Origin of the sequence: Roseospira marina (assembly GCF_014197855.1) — a bacterium.
Lineage (GTDB): Bacteria > Pseudomonadota > Alphaproteobacteria > Rhodospirillales > Rhodospirillaceae > Rhodospira > Rhodospira marina.
In genome coordinates this window covers 26,552-41,582 of the sequence record NZ_JACIGJ010000004.1, presented here as the reverse complement: position 1 = coordinate 41,582, position 15,031 = coordinate 26,552, and the positions used below count along the sequence as shown (strand labels likewise).

Sequence of the window (15,031 nt, the reverse complement as noted above, 5' to 3'; positions counted from 1 at the left end):
GTGGGGCACTCGGTGAGGAGGCGTCGGGTTTCGGTCGAGGCGGGCGTCATTGCACCGCGACCGAGACCCCGCCCGCCGCCTGAAGAGCGGCCTCATAGGTCGAAATCAGGTTCTCGACACTGACGTGCATCGGGCCGAGGAAGGACGAGGGATAGATGCCCATCCACAGCACCAGCACCACCAGCGGGGCGAAAATCGCCATCTCGCGCGGGCTCAGGTCCAGCATGGCCTTGACGTCGGCCTTCTCCAGCTTGCCGAAGACCACCCGGCGGTACAGATACAGCATGTACACGGCGCCCAGGATCACGCCCGTGGCCACGAACAACGCCACCACGCTGCTGACCTGGAACACACCCAGCATGACGAGGAACTCGCCGACAAACCCGCTGGTGCCCGGCAGGCCCACCGAGGCCATCATGAACAGCATGAACACCAGAGCGTACTTCGGCATGTTGTGGGCCAACCCGCCGTAGCGCGCGATCTCGCGCGTGTGCAGGCGGTCATAGATCACGCCGACGCAGAGGAATAGCGCCCCCGATACGATGCCGTGGCTCAGCATCTGATAAATGGCGCCCTCGACGGACTGCTGGGTCATCGCGAAGATGCCGGCGGTGACGAAGCCCATGTGCGCGACCGAAGAGTAGGCGATCAGCTTCTTCATGTCCTCCTGCGCCAGCGCGACCAACGACGTGTAGATCACCGCGATGATCGACAGCCCGAAGATCAGCCCGGCGAACTCCGCCGTCGCCTCCGGCAGCATCGGCACGGAGAAGCGCAGGAAGCCGTACGCGCCCATCTTCAACAGCACGCCGGCCAGAATGACGGAGCCGGCGGTGGGCGCCTCCACATGCGCGTCGGGCAGCCAGGTGTGCACCGGCCACATCGGCACCTTGACCGCGAAACTCGCCAGCAGCGCCAGGAACAGCCACGTCTGCATGGCGGCCGGGAAGTGGGTGGTCATCAGCGTCGGGATATCGGTGGTACCGGCGTGCAGGTACATCGCCAGCAGCGCCACCAGCATCAGCACGGACCCGAGCAGAGTGTAGAGGAAGAACTTGAAGGCGGCATAGATCCGGCGCGGTCCGCCCCAGATCCCGATGATCAGGAACATCGGGATCAGCACGCCCTCGAAGAACACGTAGAACAGCACGTAGTCGAGGGCGCAGAACATACCGACCATCATGGTCTCAAGGACCAGGAAGGCGACCATATACTCGCGCACGCGGGTCTTGATCGACTCCCAGCTCGCCAGCACGCACAGCGGCGTCAGGAAGGTGGCGAGCAGGACGAAGAACAGCGAAATGCCGTCCACGCCCATGTGGTAGCCGATGCCCTGGCCCGGCAGCCACTCCACCATCTCGACGAACTGGAAGTCCGCCCGCGTCGGGTCGAAGCCGATCCAGACGCCCAGGGACAGCACGAACGTGACGCCCGACGTCCACAGAGCCACCCAGCGGCTGTTGGCGGCCACCTCCGTCTCTGTTCCACGCACCAGCAGCAGGATGCAGCCGGCGCCGAACAGCGGCAGGAAGGTGATGATGCTGAGCAGGGAGATGTCTTCGATCATCGCCGCCTAGACCTTTCCCGGTCCGACCGGACCCTTGTGCTGGGCGGGGGAGCCAACGCCGGCCCGCCCCGCGGAGGAGAACAACAGAACAGCGCCGCCCGGACCCCGGGGACGCCGGGGCGTCAGGCTTCCACCAGCCGCCAGGACACGAACACCACCACCCCGATGATCATCAGGAAGGCGTAGTGGTAGACATAGCCGCTCTGGAACCGCCGCAGCCGCGCCGCGATGTCGCGCGCCACGGCCGCGATGCCGTCCGGCCCCAGGCCGTCGATCACGGCCATGTCGCCGCCGCGCCACAGCACCCGCCCAACCCGGAACATGGGCCGCACGAAGATACGGTCATACAGCTCATCGAAGTACCACTTGTTGAGCACGAACCGGTACAGGCCCGGATACTTCTCGGCCAGCGCCACCGGATAGGCGGGGCTGCGGATGTAGAACACCCAGGCCAGCGCGATCCCGCCCGCCGTCACCAGCAGTGGCAGAATCTTGACCAGGAACGGCACATGGTGCGCGCGCTCCAGAACGCCCTGCCCGGCCGCGTCATGCCCCTCGGCCGCCGCTCCGTGACCGTCATCGGACGCCTCGGCCTCGTGCTCCACCGCCGGGGCGGCATGCTCGGGCTCGGCGGCCGGCGCGGCCGCCCCCTGGGCCTCCCCGGCGACGGCGGAGCCCTGGACGTTGTAGGCAATCGAATCACCCCAGAACGCCGGGTGCTCCTCGCCCACGAAGTGATTGTAGGCCACCATGCCGGCGAACACCGCGCCGACAGCCAGCGCCGCCAGCGGCACCGTCATTGACGCCGGGCTTTCGTGCACGTGCGCCATCACGGTCTCATTGGCGCGCGGCTGACCATGGAACGTCAGGAATAGCAAACGCCAGGAGTAGAACGCGGTCATCGCGGCGGCCAGGATCCCCAGAACAAAGGCAAACGTGCCCAACCCGGTTCCTGCGGCGTACGCGGACTCCAGAATCATGTCCTTGGAGTAGTAGCCGGCGAACACCGGCACCCCGGCCAGGGCCAGCGAGCCGATCCACATCATCGCGTAGGTAAACGGAATGTGCTTCCACAGGCCGCCCATGTTGCGCATGTCCTGCTCGTCGGACATGGCGTGGATGACGGAGCCGGCGGAGAGGAACAGCAGCGCCTTGAAGAAGGCATGGGTCATCAGGTGGAAGATGGCCGCCTGATAGGCCCCAACCCCCAGCGCAAAGAACATGTAGCCGAGCTGCGAGCACGTCGAATAGGCGATCACCCGCTTGATATCGGTCTGCGTGCAGCCCACGGTCGCAGCGAAGAAGGCGGTCGACGCGCCGATCACCACGACGACGCCCAGGGCGATCGGCGCGTATTCGAACACCGGCGACATGCGCGCCACCATGAACACACCGGCCGTGACCATGGTCGCCGCGTGGATCAGGGCGGACACCGGGGTCGGGCCCTCCATGGCGTCCGGCAGCCACGTGTGCAGGCCAAGCTGCGCCGACTTGCCCATGGCGCCCACGAACAGCAGCAGGCTGATGATGGTCAGCGCGTGCCAGTCCACCCCGAACAGATGCAGCGTGGCGTCCGCCATGCCCGGGGCGGCCGCGAAGATCTGGTCCAGGTTGATGGTGCCGAACAGCAGGAAGCAGGCGAAGATGCCGAGGGAGAAGCCGAAGTCACCCACCCGGTTAACCACGAAGGCCTTGATGGCGGCGGCGCTGGCGCTCGGCCGGTCGTACCAGAACCCAATCAGGAGGTAGGACGCGAGGCCCACGCCCTCCCAGCCGAAGAACATCTGCACCAGATTGTCGGCCGTCACCAGCATGAACATGAAGAAGGTGAACAGCGACAGGTACGCCATGAAGCGCGGGATCGAGCTGTCATGGTGCATGTACCCGATGGAATAGACATGCACCAGAAACGACACCCAGGACACTGTCAGCACCATCACGGCCGACAGCGTGTCGAACTTCAGCGCCCAGTCCACCACCAGATCGCCGGAGGCGATGAAGCTGAGCAACGGCACCGTCACGGCGTTCCCGTTCAGGGCGACCTCAATGAAGATCGGCACCGCCAGCACGGCGCTGAGGCCGATGCCCAGGCAGGTCAGCGCCTGCGACAGGCGGTCGCCCAGACGGCGTCCGAACAGGCCGACGCCAATCGCGGCCAGAAGCGGCAGGAAGATGGCTGCAACGTACATGGTCCGCCCTTACCCCTTCAGGCTGTTGATGTCCTCGACCTCGATCGAGCCGCGATTTCGGAAGAACACCACCACGATGGCCAGACCGATGCCGGCCTCGGCGGCGGCGACGGTCAGGATGAACAGGGTGAAGATCTGCCCGACGAGGTCCTGCAGGGCGGTGGAAAACGCGACCATGTTGATGGTCACCGCGAGCAGCATCAGTTCGATCGACATCATGATGACGACGACATTCTTCTTGTTGGCGAAGATGCCGAACACCCCCGTGGCGAACAGGATCGCCGCCACCGTGAGGTAATGCGCCAGTCCGATCTCCCACATGTCAGATACCCCCCCGGCTGCGCACCTTCTCGACCGCCAGGATCTCGCTCTTCGGGCGGGACACCTGGGCGCCGATGGTCTGGCGGCGGACGTTCGGATTGACGCGCAGGGTCAGGACGATGGCCCCGATCATGGCGACGAACAGGATCAGGCCGGCCACCTGGAAGAGGAAGACGTAATGGGTGTAGATCAGGTCCCCCAACGCCTTCGTGTTGGTCACCTGGGCAATGTCCGGCGTCGGCGCGGCGCGCAGCGTCATGGCGTCGGGCGCGATGCTCCAGTCCAGGAACAGCGCCACCACCTCGGCGGTCAGCACGATCGCGATGGCCGCGCCGATCGGCAGATAGCGCAGCAGGCCCTCGCGCAGGCTCAGGAAGTTGATGTCCAGCATCATGACGACGAACAGGAACAGCACCGCGACCGCGCCGACATAGACCACCACGACCAGCATGGCGACGAACTCGGCACCCATCAGCACGAACAGGCCGGCCCCGTTGAAGAAGGCCAGGATCAGCCACAGCACGCTGTGCACGGGATTACGGCTGGTGACGACCATCAGCGCCGAAAGCACCGCGATCGCCGCGAAAAGATAGAACGTCAGGGCGTGGATCATGCGTGCCCCCAGGTTTGGGGCCGGTCATGGCCCTGGTGTGCGTTCGCCCGTCTTGCGTTCGCCGATTGTGCGTTCGCCTGTGGCGTCGTCATTCCGCCGTCCCCGTCCCTCACCCGATCCCGGGCATCGCGCGCCGGGCGCGCCCGGCGGTTCGCAACTCCGCCCCCTTCGGGGAGCGTTCCTGTCTAATCCGTACCGTCCGACGGGTCCAGCACTGAACCCGCGCAAACCGCGCCGCCTTCATCGATACGGCGCATCCAGCTCCAGCCGCTTGCCCAACTCCGGCTCCCAGCGGTCGCCGTTCGCCAAGAGCTTGTCCTTATCGTACAGCAGCTCCTCGCGCGTCTCGGCCGCGAACTCATAGTTCGGCCCCTCGACGATGGCATCGACCGGACAGGCCTCCTCGCAGAAGCCGCAGTAGATACACTTGGTCATATCGATGTCGTAGCGCGTGGTGCGGCGACTGCCGTCCGTGCGCTCCTCGGCCTCGATCGTGATGGCCTGCGCCGGGCAGATCGCCTCGCACAGCTTGCAGGCGATGCAGCGTTCTTCCCCGTTGGGGTAGCGGCGCAGCGCGTGCTCCCCGCGGAAGCGCGGACTGAGATAGCCCTTCTCGTACGGGTAGTTGATCGTGTACTTGGGCTTGAGCATGTACTTCAAGGTCAGCACAAGACCCTGCACCAATTCGGCCAACAAAAAACTGCGGGCGGTGCGGTCAATGAACGACATGGTCTCGCTCCTGTCTCGAACTCATCGGTCGCATCCCGGGCTCCCCCTTACGCCGGCAGGGCATCGAAGGCCAGCAGAACGCCGGCGGTCGCGACGACCCACACCAGCGATACCGGCAGGAACACCTTCCACCCCAGGCGCATGAGCTGGTCATAGCGATACCGCGGGAAAGTCGCCCGCGCCCACAGGAAGACAAACAGAATCAGACAGATCTTCAGCGCGAACCAGATGATCCCCGGCACCCAGGTGAAGGGCGCTATGTCCACCGGCGGCAGCCAGCCGCCCAGGAACAGCACGACGCAGATGGCCGACATCAGGATCATGTTCGCGTACTCGCCCAGGAAGAACAGGGCGAAGGTCATCGCCGAGTACTCGACGTTGTACCCCGACACCAGCTCCGCCTCGGCCTCAGGCAGGTCGAACGGCGCGCGGTTGGTCTCGGCCAGGATCGACACCACGAAGATCACGAACATCGGGAAGTGGGGAATGAAGTACCACATCCCCTCGCCCTGGGCCTGCACGATCTCCGACAGGTTCAGCGTTCCGGCCGTCACCAGCACCGAGATGATGATGAGGCCCATGCTGATCTCGTAGGAGACCATCTGTGCCGCCGAGCGCAGCCCGCCCAACAGCGCGTAGCGCGAGTTCGACGCCCAGCCGGCCATGATGATGCCGTACACGCCCAGCCCGGAGATGGCGAGCAGGTACAGCACACCGACGTTGATGTCCGCCAGCACCCAGCCCTCGTCGAACGGGATCACCGCCCAACCGATCAGCGCCAGGATGAACGTCAGCATCGGCGCCAGCACGAACACCGCGCGGTCGGCGCCGGTCGGGATGATGGTTTCCTTCAGGAACAGCTTGGCCCCGTCGGCGATCGGCTGCAGCAGCCCGAAGGGACCGACCACATTCGGCCCCTTGCGCAACTGGATCGCGCCAATGACCTTGCGCTCGGCAAAGGTCAGATAGGCCACGGCGCCCAGAAGGGGCAGCACGATCAGCAGGATCTGCGCGACGATGATGATCAGCGGCCACAGCGTGCCGCTCCAGAACTCAGCCATCGGTCCCCGTCCGCTTGCTGTCACCGTCACCGGTGGCGTTGATGTAGACGTCCGTGCACTCGGCCATGGTGCGCGAGGCCCGGCTGATGGGATCGGTCCTGTAGTAGTTCCCGATCGGCGTGGTGAACGGCGTGCGCTCCAGCCGGCCGCCGGAGCCGCCCAGGGCGCCGCGCACCGGCGGGGCTGCCACGATGCCGCCCTCATTCCCAGCCGCGAACGTCGGCGAGACCTCGGCCAGGCGCGCGCGCACGTCCTCCAGGGTGTTCAGCGACAGGGGCTTGCCCATCGCCGAGGACAGGGCACGCAGAATCTTCCAGTCCTCGCGCGCCTCGCCCGGGGGATGCACGGCCAGCCAGGTGCGCTGCATCCGGCCCTCGGTGTTGACGTAGGTCGCGTTCTTCTCGGTGTAGGCCGCCCCCGGCAGGATCGCGTCGGCGCGGTTGGCGCCGGCGTCGCCGTGGTGACCCTGATAGATGACGAAGGCCTCACCCAGCGCCGCCGTATCGATCTCGTCCGCGCCCAGCAGGTAGACCACGTCGATCTCGCCGCGCCCGGCGCCCGCCACGATCTCCGCCGTGTCGCGCCCGCGCGGACCGGGCACGAAGCCCAGCTCCAGGCCACCGACCCGGGCCGCCGCCGTGTGCAAAATGGCCAGGCCGTTCCAATCGTCCTTGAACGCGCCGACCCGGTCCGCCAGATGGCGGGCGCTGGCCAGGATGTTCGCACCGTCCGGACGGGTCAGCGCCCCCATGCCCACCAGGATCATGGGCCGCTCGGCGTCGTCCAGCACGCGCCAGAACGGATGCCGGCCGCGCGCCATGTCGTCGAGCACGTCGGGATCGTTACCCAGATCCTCGACCGGATAGGTCAGGTCGGTGCGCGGACCGATCACCGCGATGGGGAAGCCGCCCATCAGGTGCCGCTTGCGGATGCGGGCGTTCAGGATCGGCGCCTCCCAGCGCGGGTCCGAGCCCACGATCAGCAGCGCGTCCGCGCTCTCGATTCCGGCGATGGTCGGGTTGAACAGATAGCTGCCGCGATCCTCGGGATCGAGCGCCGCCCCGTCCTGGCGGCAATCCATGTGCGGGCTGCCGATGACACCCATCAGGTCCTTCAGAACCATCATGGCCTCGGCGTCGACCATGTCGCCGGCCAGGGCCGCAACCTTGTCCGCGTCTGCCGCCAGCAGGCGGCCCGCGACGGCGCGCAGCGCCTCCTCCCACGAGGCCGGGCGCAGCGTGCCGTCCTCGCGCACATAGGGCTGGTCGAGCCGCTGATAGCGCAGGCCGTCGATGGCGTGGCGGGACTTGTCGGCCAGCCACTCCTCGTTGATGTCCTCGTTCAGGCGCGGCAGCACACGCATGACCGCGTTGCCGCGCACGTCGATCCGGATGTTGGAGCCGACGGCATCGAACACATCGACGGATTCGACCTTGCGCAGCTCCCACGGCCGGGCGTGGAAGGCGTAGGGCGCGCTCGTCAAAGCGCCCACAGGGCAGAGGTCGACGATGTTGCCGGACAGCTCACTGCTCAGCGCCTTCTCGACGTACGACGTGATCTCCGCGTGTTCGCCGCGCCCGACCATGCCGAGTTCCGGAATACCGGCAATCTCGGTGATGAAGCGGACGCAGCGGGTGCAGTGGATGCACCGGGTCATCGCGGTCTTGACCAGCGGGCCCAGGTACTTCTCGGTCACCGCCCGCTTGTGCTCCAGGAAGCGCGAGCGGTCGCCACCGAAGGCCATCGCCTGGTCCTGAAGGTCGCACTCGCCGCCCTGGTCGCAGATCGGGCAGTCCAGCGGGTGGTTGATGAGCAGAAATTCCATCACACCCTTGCGGGCCTTCACGGCAAGGTCGGACTGGGTCCAGACCTGCATGCCCTCGGCCACCGGCATGGCGCAGGAGGCGGCCGGCTTCGGCGGGCCGGGCTTGACCTCGACGAGGCACATCCGGCAATTGCCCGCGATGGACAGCCGCTCGTGATAACAGAAGCGGGGAATCTCGATGCCCACCAGATCGGCCGCCTGGAGGATGGTCATCCCCGGCTCGGCGTCGACCTCGATGCCGTCAATGGTCAACTTGGGCATGCTTGCACCCTTTCTGTCCTCTCAACCCGCCGGTTCGCGCTATTCCGCCGCCACGGCGCCCCGGCGCGCCGTGATGCGGCGCTCCATCTCGGGCCGGAAATGGCGGATCAACCCCTGGATCGGCCATGCGGCCGCATCGCCAAGCGCGCAGATCGTATGGCCCTCGACCTGTCGTGTCACCTGCTCGAGGATGTCGATCTCCTCCAGCTTGGCGTCGCCGGCGACCATACGGTCCATGACCCGCGACATCCAGCCCGCGCCCTCGCGGCACGGCGTGCACTGGCCACAGCTTTCGTGCTTGTAGAACTGCGACAGGCGGGCGATGGCCGCCACGACATCCGCCGACTTGTCCATGACCATCACGGCGGCCGTGCCGAGGCCGGACTTGGCCGCCTTCAGGCTGTCGAAGTCCATCAGCACGTCGTCGCAAATGTCCTTCGGCAGCAACGGCACCGAGGCCCCGCCCGGGATGACCGCGAGCAGATTGTCCCAGCCGCCGCGCACACCGCCGGCGTGCTTCTCGATCAGCGTGCGCAGCGGAATGCTCATGGCCTCTTCCACGTTGCACGGGGTGTTCACGTGGCCGGAGATGCAGAACACCTTGGTGCCGGTGTTGTTCTCGCGCCCGATGCCGGTGAACCAGGAGGCGCCGCGCCGCAGGATGGTCGGCACGACCGCGATGCTCTCCACGTTGTTCACCGTGGTCGGGCAGCCGTACAGGCCAACGCCGGCCGGGAACGGCGGCTTCAGGCGCGGCTGGCCCTTCTTGCCCTCCAGCGACTGGATGAGCGCGGTTTCCTCGCCGCAGATGTAGGCCCCGGCGCCCCGGTGCACGTACACCCGGAACGGCCAGCCCGAGCCACAGGCGTCGTCGCCCAGCAGCCCGGCCTCCTCGGCCTGGGCGATCGCCGCCTCCAGGCGCTCGGCCTCGCGGTAGAACTCACCGCGAATGTAGATGTAGGCCACATGCGCGCGCATGGCGAAACCGGCGATCAAGCAGCCCTCGATCAGCTTGTGCGGATCGTTGCGCATCATGTCCCGGTCCTTGCAGGTCCCGGGCTCGCCCTCGTCGGCGTTGACGACGAGGTAATGCGGGCGCTCGCCCACCGTCTTGGGCATGAACGACCATTTCAGGCCGGTCGGGAAGCCGGCGCCGCCGCGCCCGCGCAGCCCGGACGCCTTGACCTGCTCGATGATCCAGTCCTGACCCTGCGCCAGGATGGCCTTGGTCCCATCCCAGTCCCCACGCGCCTGCGCCCCTTTCAGGGTCCAGTCGTGCTGGCCGTACAGGTTGGTGAAGATGCGGTCCTTGTCGCTCAGCAGCATGGCGCGCTCTTTCCTAGGCCGTCCCGGAGGACGCGGCCGGGCTTTCCGGGGCGATCCAGCGCCCGCCCTCGTCCGTCGTGGGATCCGTGGTCAGACTGGTCGGCGTGCCCTGCGGGGCCGAGCACTGCCGATCGATCTGCGAGCCCGCCTTGACCGGCCGGCCTTCCTTGATCGCCGTGAACAGCGCGACCGCGCTGTCGTAGTCGAGATCCTCGTAGTAGTCATCGCCGATCTGCACCATCGGCGCGTTCACGCAGGCGCCCAGGCACTCCGCCGACGACACGGTCGCCGCCCCGTCCGCGCTGGTCTCGCCGAAGCCGACGCCGAACACATCCCGGGCGGCGCGCATGATCTCGTCGGATCCGCGCAGCCAACACGGCAGGTTGGTGCAGATTTCGACATGGGCGCGGCCGATCGGCGCCTTGTTGTACATCGTGTAGAAGGTCGCGACCTCCCACACGCGGATCGGCGGCGCCCCGGTCATCTCGGCCACGGCCTCCACCACGCTCTGGGAGACCCAGCCGTGCTGGCGCTGCGCCAGATCGAGCAACGGCAGGATACCGCTGCGCGCCCGGCCCTCCGGATACTTCGCCAGGATGCGGCGCGCCTCCTCAAGCGAAGCCTCACTGAATGCGAACGGGGTCTCGTCGCGGGCGGGCGCGGTCGGGGTCGTCTCGGCGCTCATCGGTCAATCTCACCAAAAACAACATCGATGGAGCCGATATTCGCGGGAATGTCGGCGAGCATATGCCCCTTGGACAGCAGATCCAGGCCCTGCAGATGGGCAAAGCCGGGCGAGCGGATCTTGCACCGGTACGGCCGGTTGGTGCCGTCGGACACCAGATACACGCCGAATTCGCCCGTCGCCGCTTCGACAGCCGTGTAGGTCTCGCCCGGCGGCACCTTGAAGCCCTCGGTGTAGAGCTTGAAGTGATGGATCAGCGCCTCCATGGAGCGCTTCATCTCCGGCCGGGACGGCGGCACGACCTTATTGTCCTCCACCTTCACCGGGCCGTCCGGCATCTTCTCAATGCACTGGCGCATGATGCGCATGGACTGCCGCATCTCCTCCATGCGCACGAGGTAGCGGGCATAGACATCGCAGGTTTTGCCGATGGGGATGTCGAAGTCCATCTCCTCGAACGCATCGTAGGGCTGGCTCTTGCGCAGGTCCCACGCCAGGCCGGAGGCCCGCAGCACCGGGCCGGTGAAGCCCCAGTTCAGCGCGTCTTCCTGGGTGACGATGCCGATATCGACGGTGCGCTGACGGAAAATGCGGTTCTCGTCGAGCAGGGTTTCCATGTCGACCAGGAACTTTTCGAACCGGTCACACCACGCATAGATGTCCTCGGCCAGACCGACCGGCATGTCCTTGGCCACGCCGCCCGGCCGGTAGTAGGCCATGTGCATGCGCGCGCCGGAGACCCGCTCGCAGAACTCCAGCAGATGCTCGCGCTCTTCCCACCCCCACAGCATCGGCGTCATGGCGCCCACATCGAGCGCGAACGACGTCGTGTTCATGATGTGGTTGATGATGCGCGTGATCTCGGAATAGAGCGTGCGGATGTACTTGCCGCGCCGGGGCACCTCGATGCCCAGCAGCTTCTCGACCGCGAGCACATAGGCGTGCTCCATGTTCAGCGGGCAGGCGTAATCCAGGCGGTCGAAGTACGGCAGCGCCTGCACATAGGTCTTATACTCGATCAGCTTTTCGGTACCGCGATGCAGCAGGCCGATATGCGGATCGGCGCGGTCCACCACCTCGCCGGACAGCTCCAGAATCAGACGGAGAACGCCATGCGCCGCCGGGTGCTGGGGTCCGAAATTGAGGTTGTAGCTCTTGATCTCGGTCTGCGCCATCGTGCTGCCTGCCTGCCCTATGCCGTCGCGGTGCCGTTCCGCCGAATATCCCGTCAGCCGCCCGTCAACCGCCCATCAACCGGTTGCCTTCTCGTCGCCCGGCAAGGCCTGGGACGCCGCCGCGACCCCGGGGTCGAGCGCGCCCTCCCACGGGCTCATGAAATCGAAGTTCCGGAAGTCCTGCGTCAGCCGCACCGGCTCGTACACGCAGCGGGCCTGCGCGTCGTCGTAGCGCAGCTCCATCGTCCCCGTCAGCGGGAAGTCCTTGCGCAGCGGATGCCCCTCGAACCCGTAGTCGGTGAGGATGCGCCGCAGATCGGGATGGCCGGAAAAGAACACCCCGTACATGTCCCAGACCTCGCGCTCGAACCAGTTCGCGGCCTTGAACACCTCGACCACGGAGGGCACCGGCGTGTCCTCGCTGGCGAACAGCTTCACGCGAACGCGCTGATTGTGCTTCAGGCTGAGGAGGTTGTAGACGACCTCGAAGCGGTCGTCGCGCTCCGGCCAATCCACGCCGCAGACATCGACGAGCTGCACGAACATGCAGTTCGGATCGTCGCGCAGGAAGGTCAGCACGCGCACGATGTCGTGGCGGTTGACCGTGACCATCAACTCCTCGAACGCCACGCGCGTCTCACGCACCTCGTCGGCCAGGGCCGACGCGATGTGCTGGCCCAGGTCTTCCAGCGCCTCGATCTGTTCCGTGGACAAAAAAGACATGCTCGTCATCCCGTCTCGACGCGGCGACGGCCCCTGGTACAGCCCCGGGGTCGCCGCCGTGCGGTCTTCGCAGAGCCGACCGGCGGAGCGAGCCGGAGGCCCGCGATCACGCCGCTCCGACCGTCCCCCGCCCCGTCACCGCAACAGCGATCCGGTCCGGTTGATCTTCTTCTGGAGCTGGAGCACACCGTACAGCAGCGCCTCCGCCGTGGGCGGACACCCCGGCACATAGACGTCGACCGGAATGATCCGGTCACAGCCGCGCACCACCGAATAGGAGTAGTGGTAGTAACCGCCCCCGTTGGCGCAGGACCCCATCGAGATCACCCAACGCGGCTCCGCCATCTGGTCGTACACCTTACGCAACGCGGGCGCCATCTTGTTGCACAGCGTGCCGGCCACAATCATCAGGTCGGACTGGCGCGGCGACGGGCGCGGCACCACGCCGAAGCGGTCCAGGTCATAGCGCGCGTTGTAGGCGTGGATCATCTCCAGCGCACAGCAGGCCAGACCGAACGTCATCGGCCACAGCGAGCCGGTGCGGGCCCAATTCACCAGCTTGTCGACGCTGGCCAAGACGAAGCCCTTGTCGTCGATCTCCTGACCGAGCGCCTTGAGCAGCGCGTCCTGCTCCTGCCCAGGAGGCAACGGTTGGCTCTGCCCGGCGGACGGCAGCGGTGCGCGCGAGGTGCCTTCGCTCATTCCCATTCCAGAGCCCCTTTCTTCCATTCGTAAACGAACCCGATGGTCAGGACCGCAAGGAACACCATCATGGACCAGAACCCGAACACCCCGATCGTGCCCAGGGACAGCGCCCAGGGGAACAGGAAGGCGACCTCAAGGTCAAAGATGATGAACAGGATGGCGACCAGATAGAACCGCACCTGGAACTTCGCCCGGGCGTCGTCGAACGCCTCGAACCCACATTCGTAGGCCGAATCCTTTTCCGGGTCCGGCCGCTGCGGCGCCACGAAGAGGGAGCCGGCGACGGCCCCGACAGCGACCACCACGGCGATGCCGAGGAACACCAGGATGGGAAGATAGTCTCGGAGCAGTTCGTCCATGCCGCGTGGCTCCACGAACCCGAAGGGAGGGCGGCACACCATGGTGCCCGTCCCGGAAAACCGCAGTGGTGTAGTCAACGCCTCCGGTCAAGTCAAGCCGTCATGCCCGACATGCGTAAAACGCATGGTTGATGCGAGGCAGAAACAACCGAACCGGATGGCGCATCGTCCGTCAGCGCGTCGTCTCCAAACCTTGGCGACCCAAGGCCTCGGTTTCCTGCGGCAGCGGCGGCCCCAGGCGGGTTCACGCCGAACCGGACGGCCGCACACCAAGCGCGGTAGAAACCCTGCCGGAACGTCGGATAGTCCGACGGGTCCACAACCTGTGTAAGAAAGCCCGGCGCCGTTAATGTGGAGTGTACGACACCACATGCCCCCCGGATCGTCAACGCCGACGGCCGCCCCCGCCGCACGCGACGGGGCGACTGCCGAACGGCGGTGCACCATGCCGTCGGCGCACGGACGCGGTCGACGCTTGACGTGCCCCGCCCCGGACCCGAGATAATAGGGGTCGATCCGCGCGCCGGCGCCGCCATGGGCCAGCGACCTCGGATCGGGAACGGGACGGACGCCCACCGGACGGGTCCGTCGATCCACTCGCTCGAATCCGGGGAGGAGGAGCACCCATGACCCGCGTGACCGGGTTCAACAGCCCCCTGTTGGTGGGCTTCGATCATTTTGAGCGGCTTCTGGACCGGGTGCAGAAATCCCAGCCCGAAGGCTACCCGCCCTACAACATCGAGCAGATCGGCGAGACACGCCTGAGAATCACACTCGCGGTGGCCGGCTTTACCGAGGACGATCTGGCGGTCTCGGTTGAGGACAACCAGCTTGTCATCCGGGGCAGACAGGCCACGGACGACGGGTCCCGCGCCTTCCTCCATCGGGGGATCGCGGCGCGCCAGTTCCAGCGGGCGTTCGTTCTCGCGGAAGGCATGGAAATTTTGGGCGCAAGCCTGGAAACGGGACTGCTGCACGTCGACCTCGACCGGCCAATGCCGGAACCCAAGGTCCGCCGCGTTCCGATCCGGGCCGAGTCGGCACGAGCCGGGGCAGAGACCGGACGCACGCCGCGCACCATCGACGTGGCCGAGGATGCGACGGACGAGCCCGCACACGCTCGTTCCCCCGCGTGCCGGACCACGGCACCCTCCCGTTCGCGTTTGACGTTGAAGGAGACCGGTCATGACTCGGAGTGACATCCCCACCCCGCCCACGGACGACGAAACCCATCACGACGTCCAGGCCACCACCACCATCGGCGACATGAGCCCGCGCGACTTCGCCCAGCTCGGCCTGAACCACATCGCCTACATCCGCGCGGTGCACGGCGACGACGAGGACGATACCGGGTGGGCCATTCACGCCGCCAACGGCCAGCGCATCGGCTTGGCGCCGTCGCACGATCTGGCATTGGCGGCCACGCGCCAGCACGACATGGAACCGTTGAGCGTGCACTGAGCGATTCCGCGCGGCCCTGGGTCCGGCCCAG

15 protein-coding genes are annotated in these 15,031 nt (G+C 66.5%); 2 read left to right on the top strand and 13 right to left on the bottom strand.

Translation table 11 applies throughout. The features are described 5' to 3' along the window. Nucleotides 1-46: 46 nt before the first annotated feature. From GGD82_RS06555 to GGD82_RS06495, 13 genes are all read right to left on the bottom strand, one after another. Entirely contained in the window at nt 47-1,567 is a 1,521-nt protein-coding gene (locus GGD82_RS06555) for an NADH-quinone oxidoreductase subunit M (protein ID WP_221240726.1), read from the bottom strand. A 122-nt stretch (nt 1,568-1,689) separates the two neighbouring features. Then, entirely contained in the window at nt 1,690-3,756 is a 2,067-nt protein-coding gene (nuoL, locus tag GGD82_RS06550) for an NADH-quinone oxidoreductase subunit L (protein ID WP_150063098.1), read from the bottom strand. A gap of 9 nt (nt 3,757-3,765) precedes the next feature. Beyond that, the gene (gene nuoK / locus GGD82_RS06545) at nt 3,766-4,077 is read right to left on the bottom strand and encodes an NADH-quinone oxidoreductase subunit NuoK (protein WP_150063097.1); all 312 of its coding nucleotides are present in this window, start codon (nt 4,075-4,077) and stop codon (nt 3,766-3,768) included. 1 nt (nt 4,078) lies between these two features. Beyond that, nucleotides 4,079-4,690, bottom strand: coding sequence for an NADH-quinone oxidoreductase subunit J (locus GGD82_RS06540; RefSeq protein WP_150063096.1), 612 nt, complete (start codon nt 4,688-4,690; stop codon nt 4,079-4,081). A gap of 240 nt (nt 4,691-4,930) precedes the next feature. Then, complete coding sequence (gene nuoI / locus GGD82_RS06535) at nt 4,931-5,419, bottom strand: NADH-quinone oxidoreductase subunit NuoI (protein WP_150063095.1); 489 nt, start codon at nt 5,417-5,419, stop codon at nt 4,931-4,933. Nucleotides 5,420-5,466: 47 nt separating this feature from the next. After that, nucleotides 5,467-6,480: an NADH-quinone oxidoreductase subunit NuoH gene (gene nuoH, locus GGD82_RS06530; protein WP_150063094.1), complete on the bottom strand. Its 1,014-nt coding sequence runs from the start codon at nt 6,478-6,480 to the stop codon at nt 5,467-5,469. Beyond that, on the bottom strand, nt 6,473-8,566 hold the full coding sequence (nuoG, locus tag GGD82_RS06525) for an NADH-quinone oxidoreductase subunit NuoG (RefSeq protein ID WP_150063093.1): 2,094 nt from the start codon (nt 8,564-8,566) through the stop codon (nt 6,473-6,475). The genes nuoH and nuoG overlap by 8 nt, the downstream gene beginning before the upstream one ends. A gap of 39 nt (nt 8,567-8,605) precedes the next feature. Further along, nucleotides 8,606-9,889 carry an NADH-quinone oxidoreductase subunit NuoF gene (gene nuoF, locus GGD82_RS06520; protein ID WP_150063159.1) on the bottom strand — a complete coding sequence of 428 codons (1,284 nt, stop codon included), beginning with the start codon at nt 9,887-9,889 and terminating at the stop codon, nt 8,606-8,608. A 16-nt stretch (nt 9,890-9,905) separates the two neighbouring features. Further along, nucleotides 9,906-10,577, bottom strand: a complete 672-nt coding sequence (locus GGD82_RS06515; protein WP_150063092.1) for a complex I 24 kDa subunit family protein — start codon at nt 10,575-10,577, stop codon at nt 9,906-9,908. After that, complete coding sequence (locus GGD82_RS06510; protein ID WP_150063091.1) at nt 10,574-11,752, bottom strand: NADH-quinone oxidoreductase subunit D; 1,179 nt, start codon at nt 11,750-11,752, stop codon at nt 10,574-10,576. The genes GGD82_RS06515 and GGD82_RS06510 overlap by 4 nt, the downstream gene beginning before the upstream one ends. 75 nt (nt 11,753-11,827) lie before the next feature. Further along, complete coding sequence (locus GGD82_RS06505; protein ID WP_150063090.1) at nt 11,828-12,475, bottom strand: NADH-quinone oxidoreductase subunit C; 648 nt, start codon at nt 12,473-12,475, stop codon at nt 11,828-11,830. 135 nt (nt 12,476-12,610) lie between these two features. Further along, on the bottom strand, nt 12,611-13,177 hold the full coding sequence (locus tag GGD82_RS06500; protein WP_150063089.1) for a NuoB/complex I 20 kDa subunit family protein: 567 nt from the start codon (nt 13,175-13,177) through the stop codon (nt 12,611-12,613). Continuing rightward, nucleotides 13,174-13,539, bottom strand: coding sequence for an NADH-quinone oxidoreductase subunit A (locus GGD82_RS06495; protein WP_150063158.1), 366 nt, complete (start codon nt 13,537-13,539; stop codon nt 13,174-13,176). Before GGD82_RS06495 ends, GGD82_RS06500 begins: the two co-directional genes overlap by 4 nt. 626 nt (nt 13,540-14,165) lie before the next feature. On the opposite strand from GGD82_RS06495, the gene GGD82_RS06490 reads away from it, so the two are divergent. Both GGD82_RS06490 and GGD82_RS06485 read left to right on the top strand, forming a co-directional pair. After that, nucleotides 14,166-14,738, top strand: coding sequence for an Hsp20 family protein (locus GGD82_RS06490; protein ID WP_150063088.1), 573 nt, complete (start codon nt 14,166-14,168; stop codon nt 14,736-14,738). Continuing rightward, nucleotides 14,725-15,000 (top strand): DUF1150 family protein, encoded by a 276-nt coding sequence (locus tag GGD82_RS06485; RefSeq protein WP_246163947.1) that lies wholly within the window; start codon nt 14,725-14,727, stop codon nt 14,998-15,000. Before GGD82_RS06490 ends, GGD82_RS06485 begins: the two co-directional genes overlap by 14 nt. The last annotated feature ends 31 nt before the right edge of the window (nt 15,001-15,031 follow it).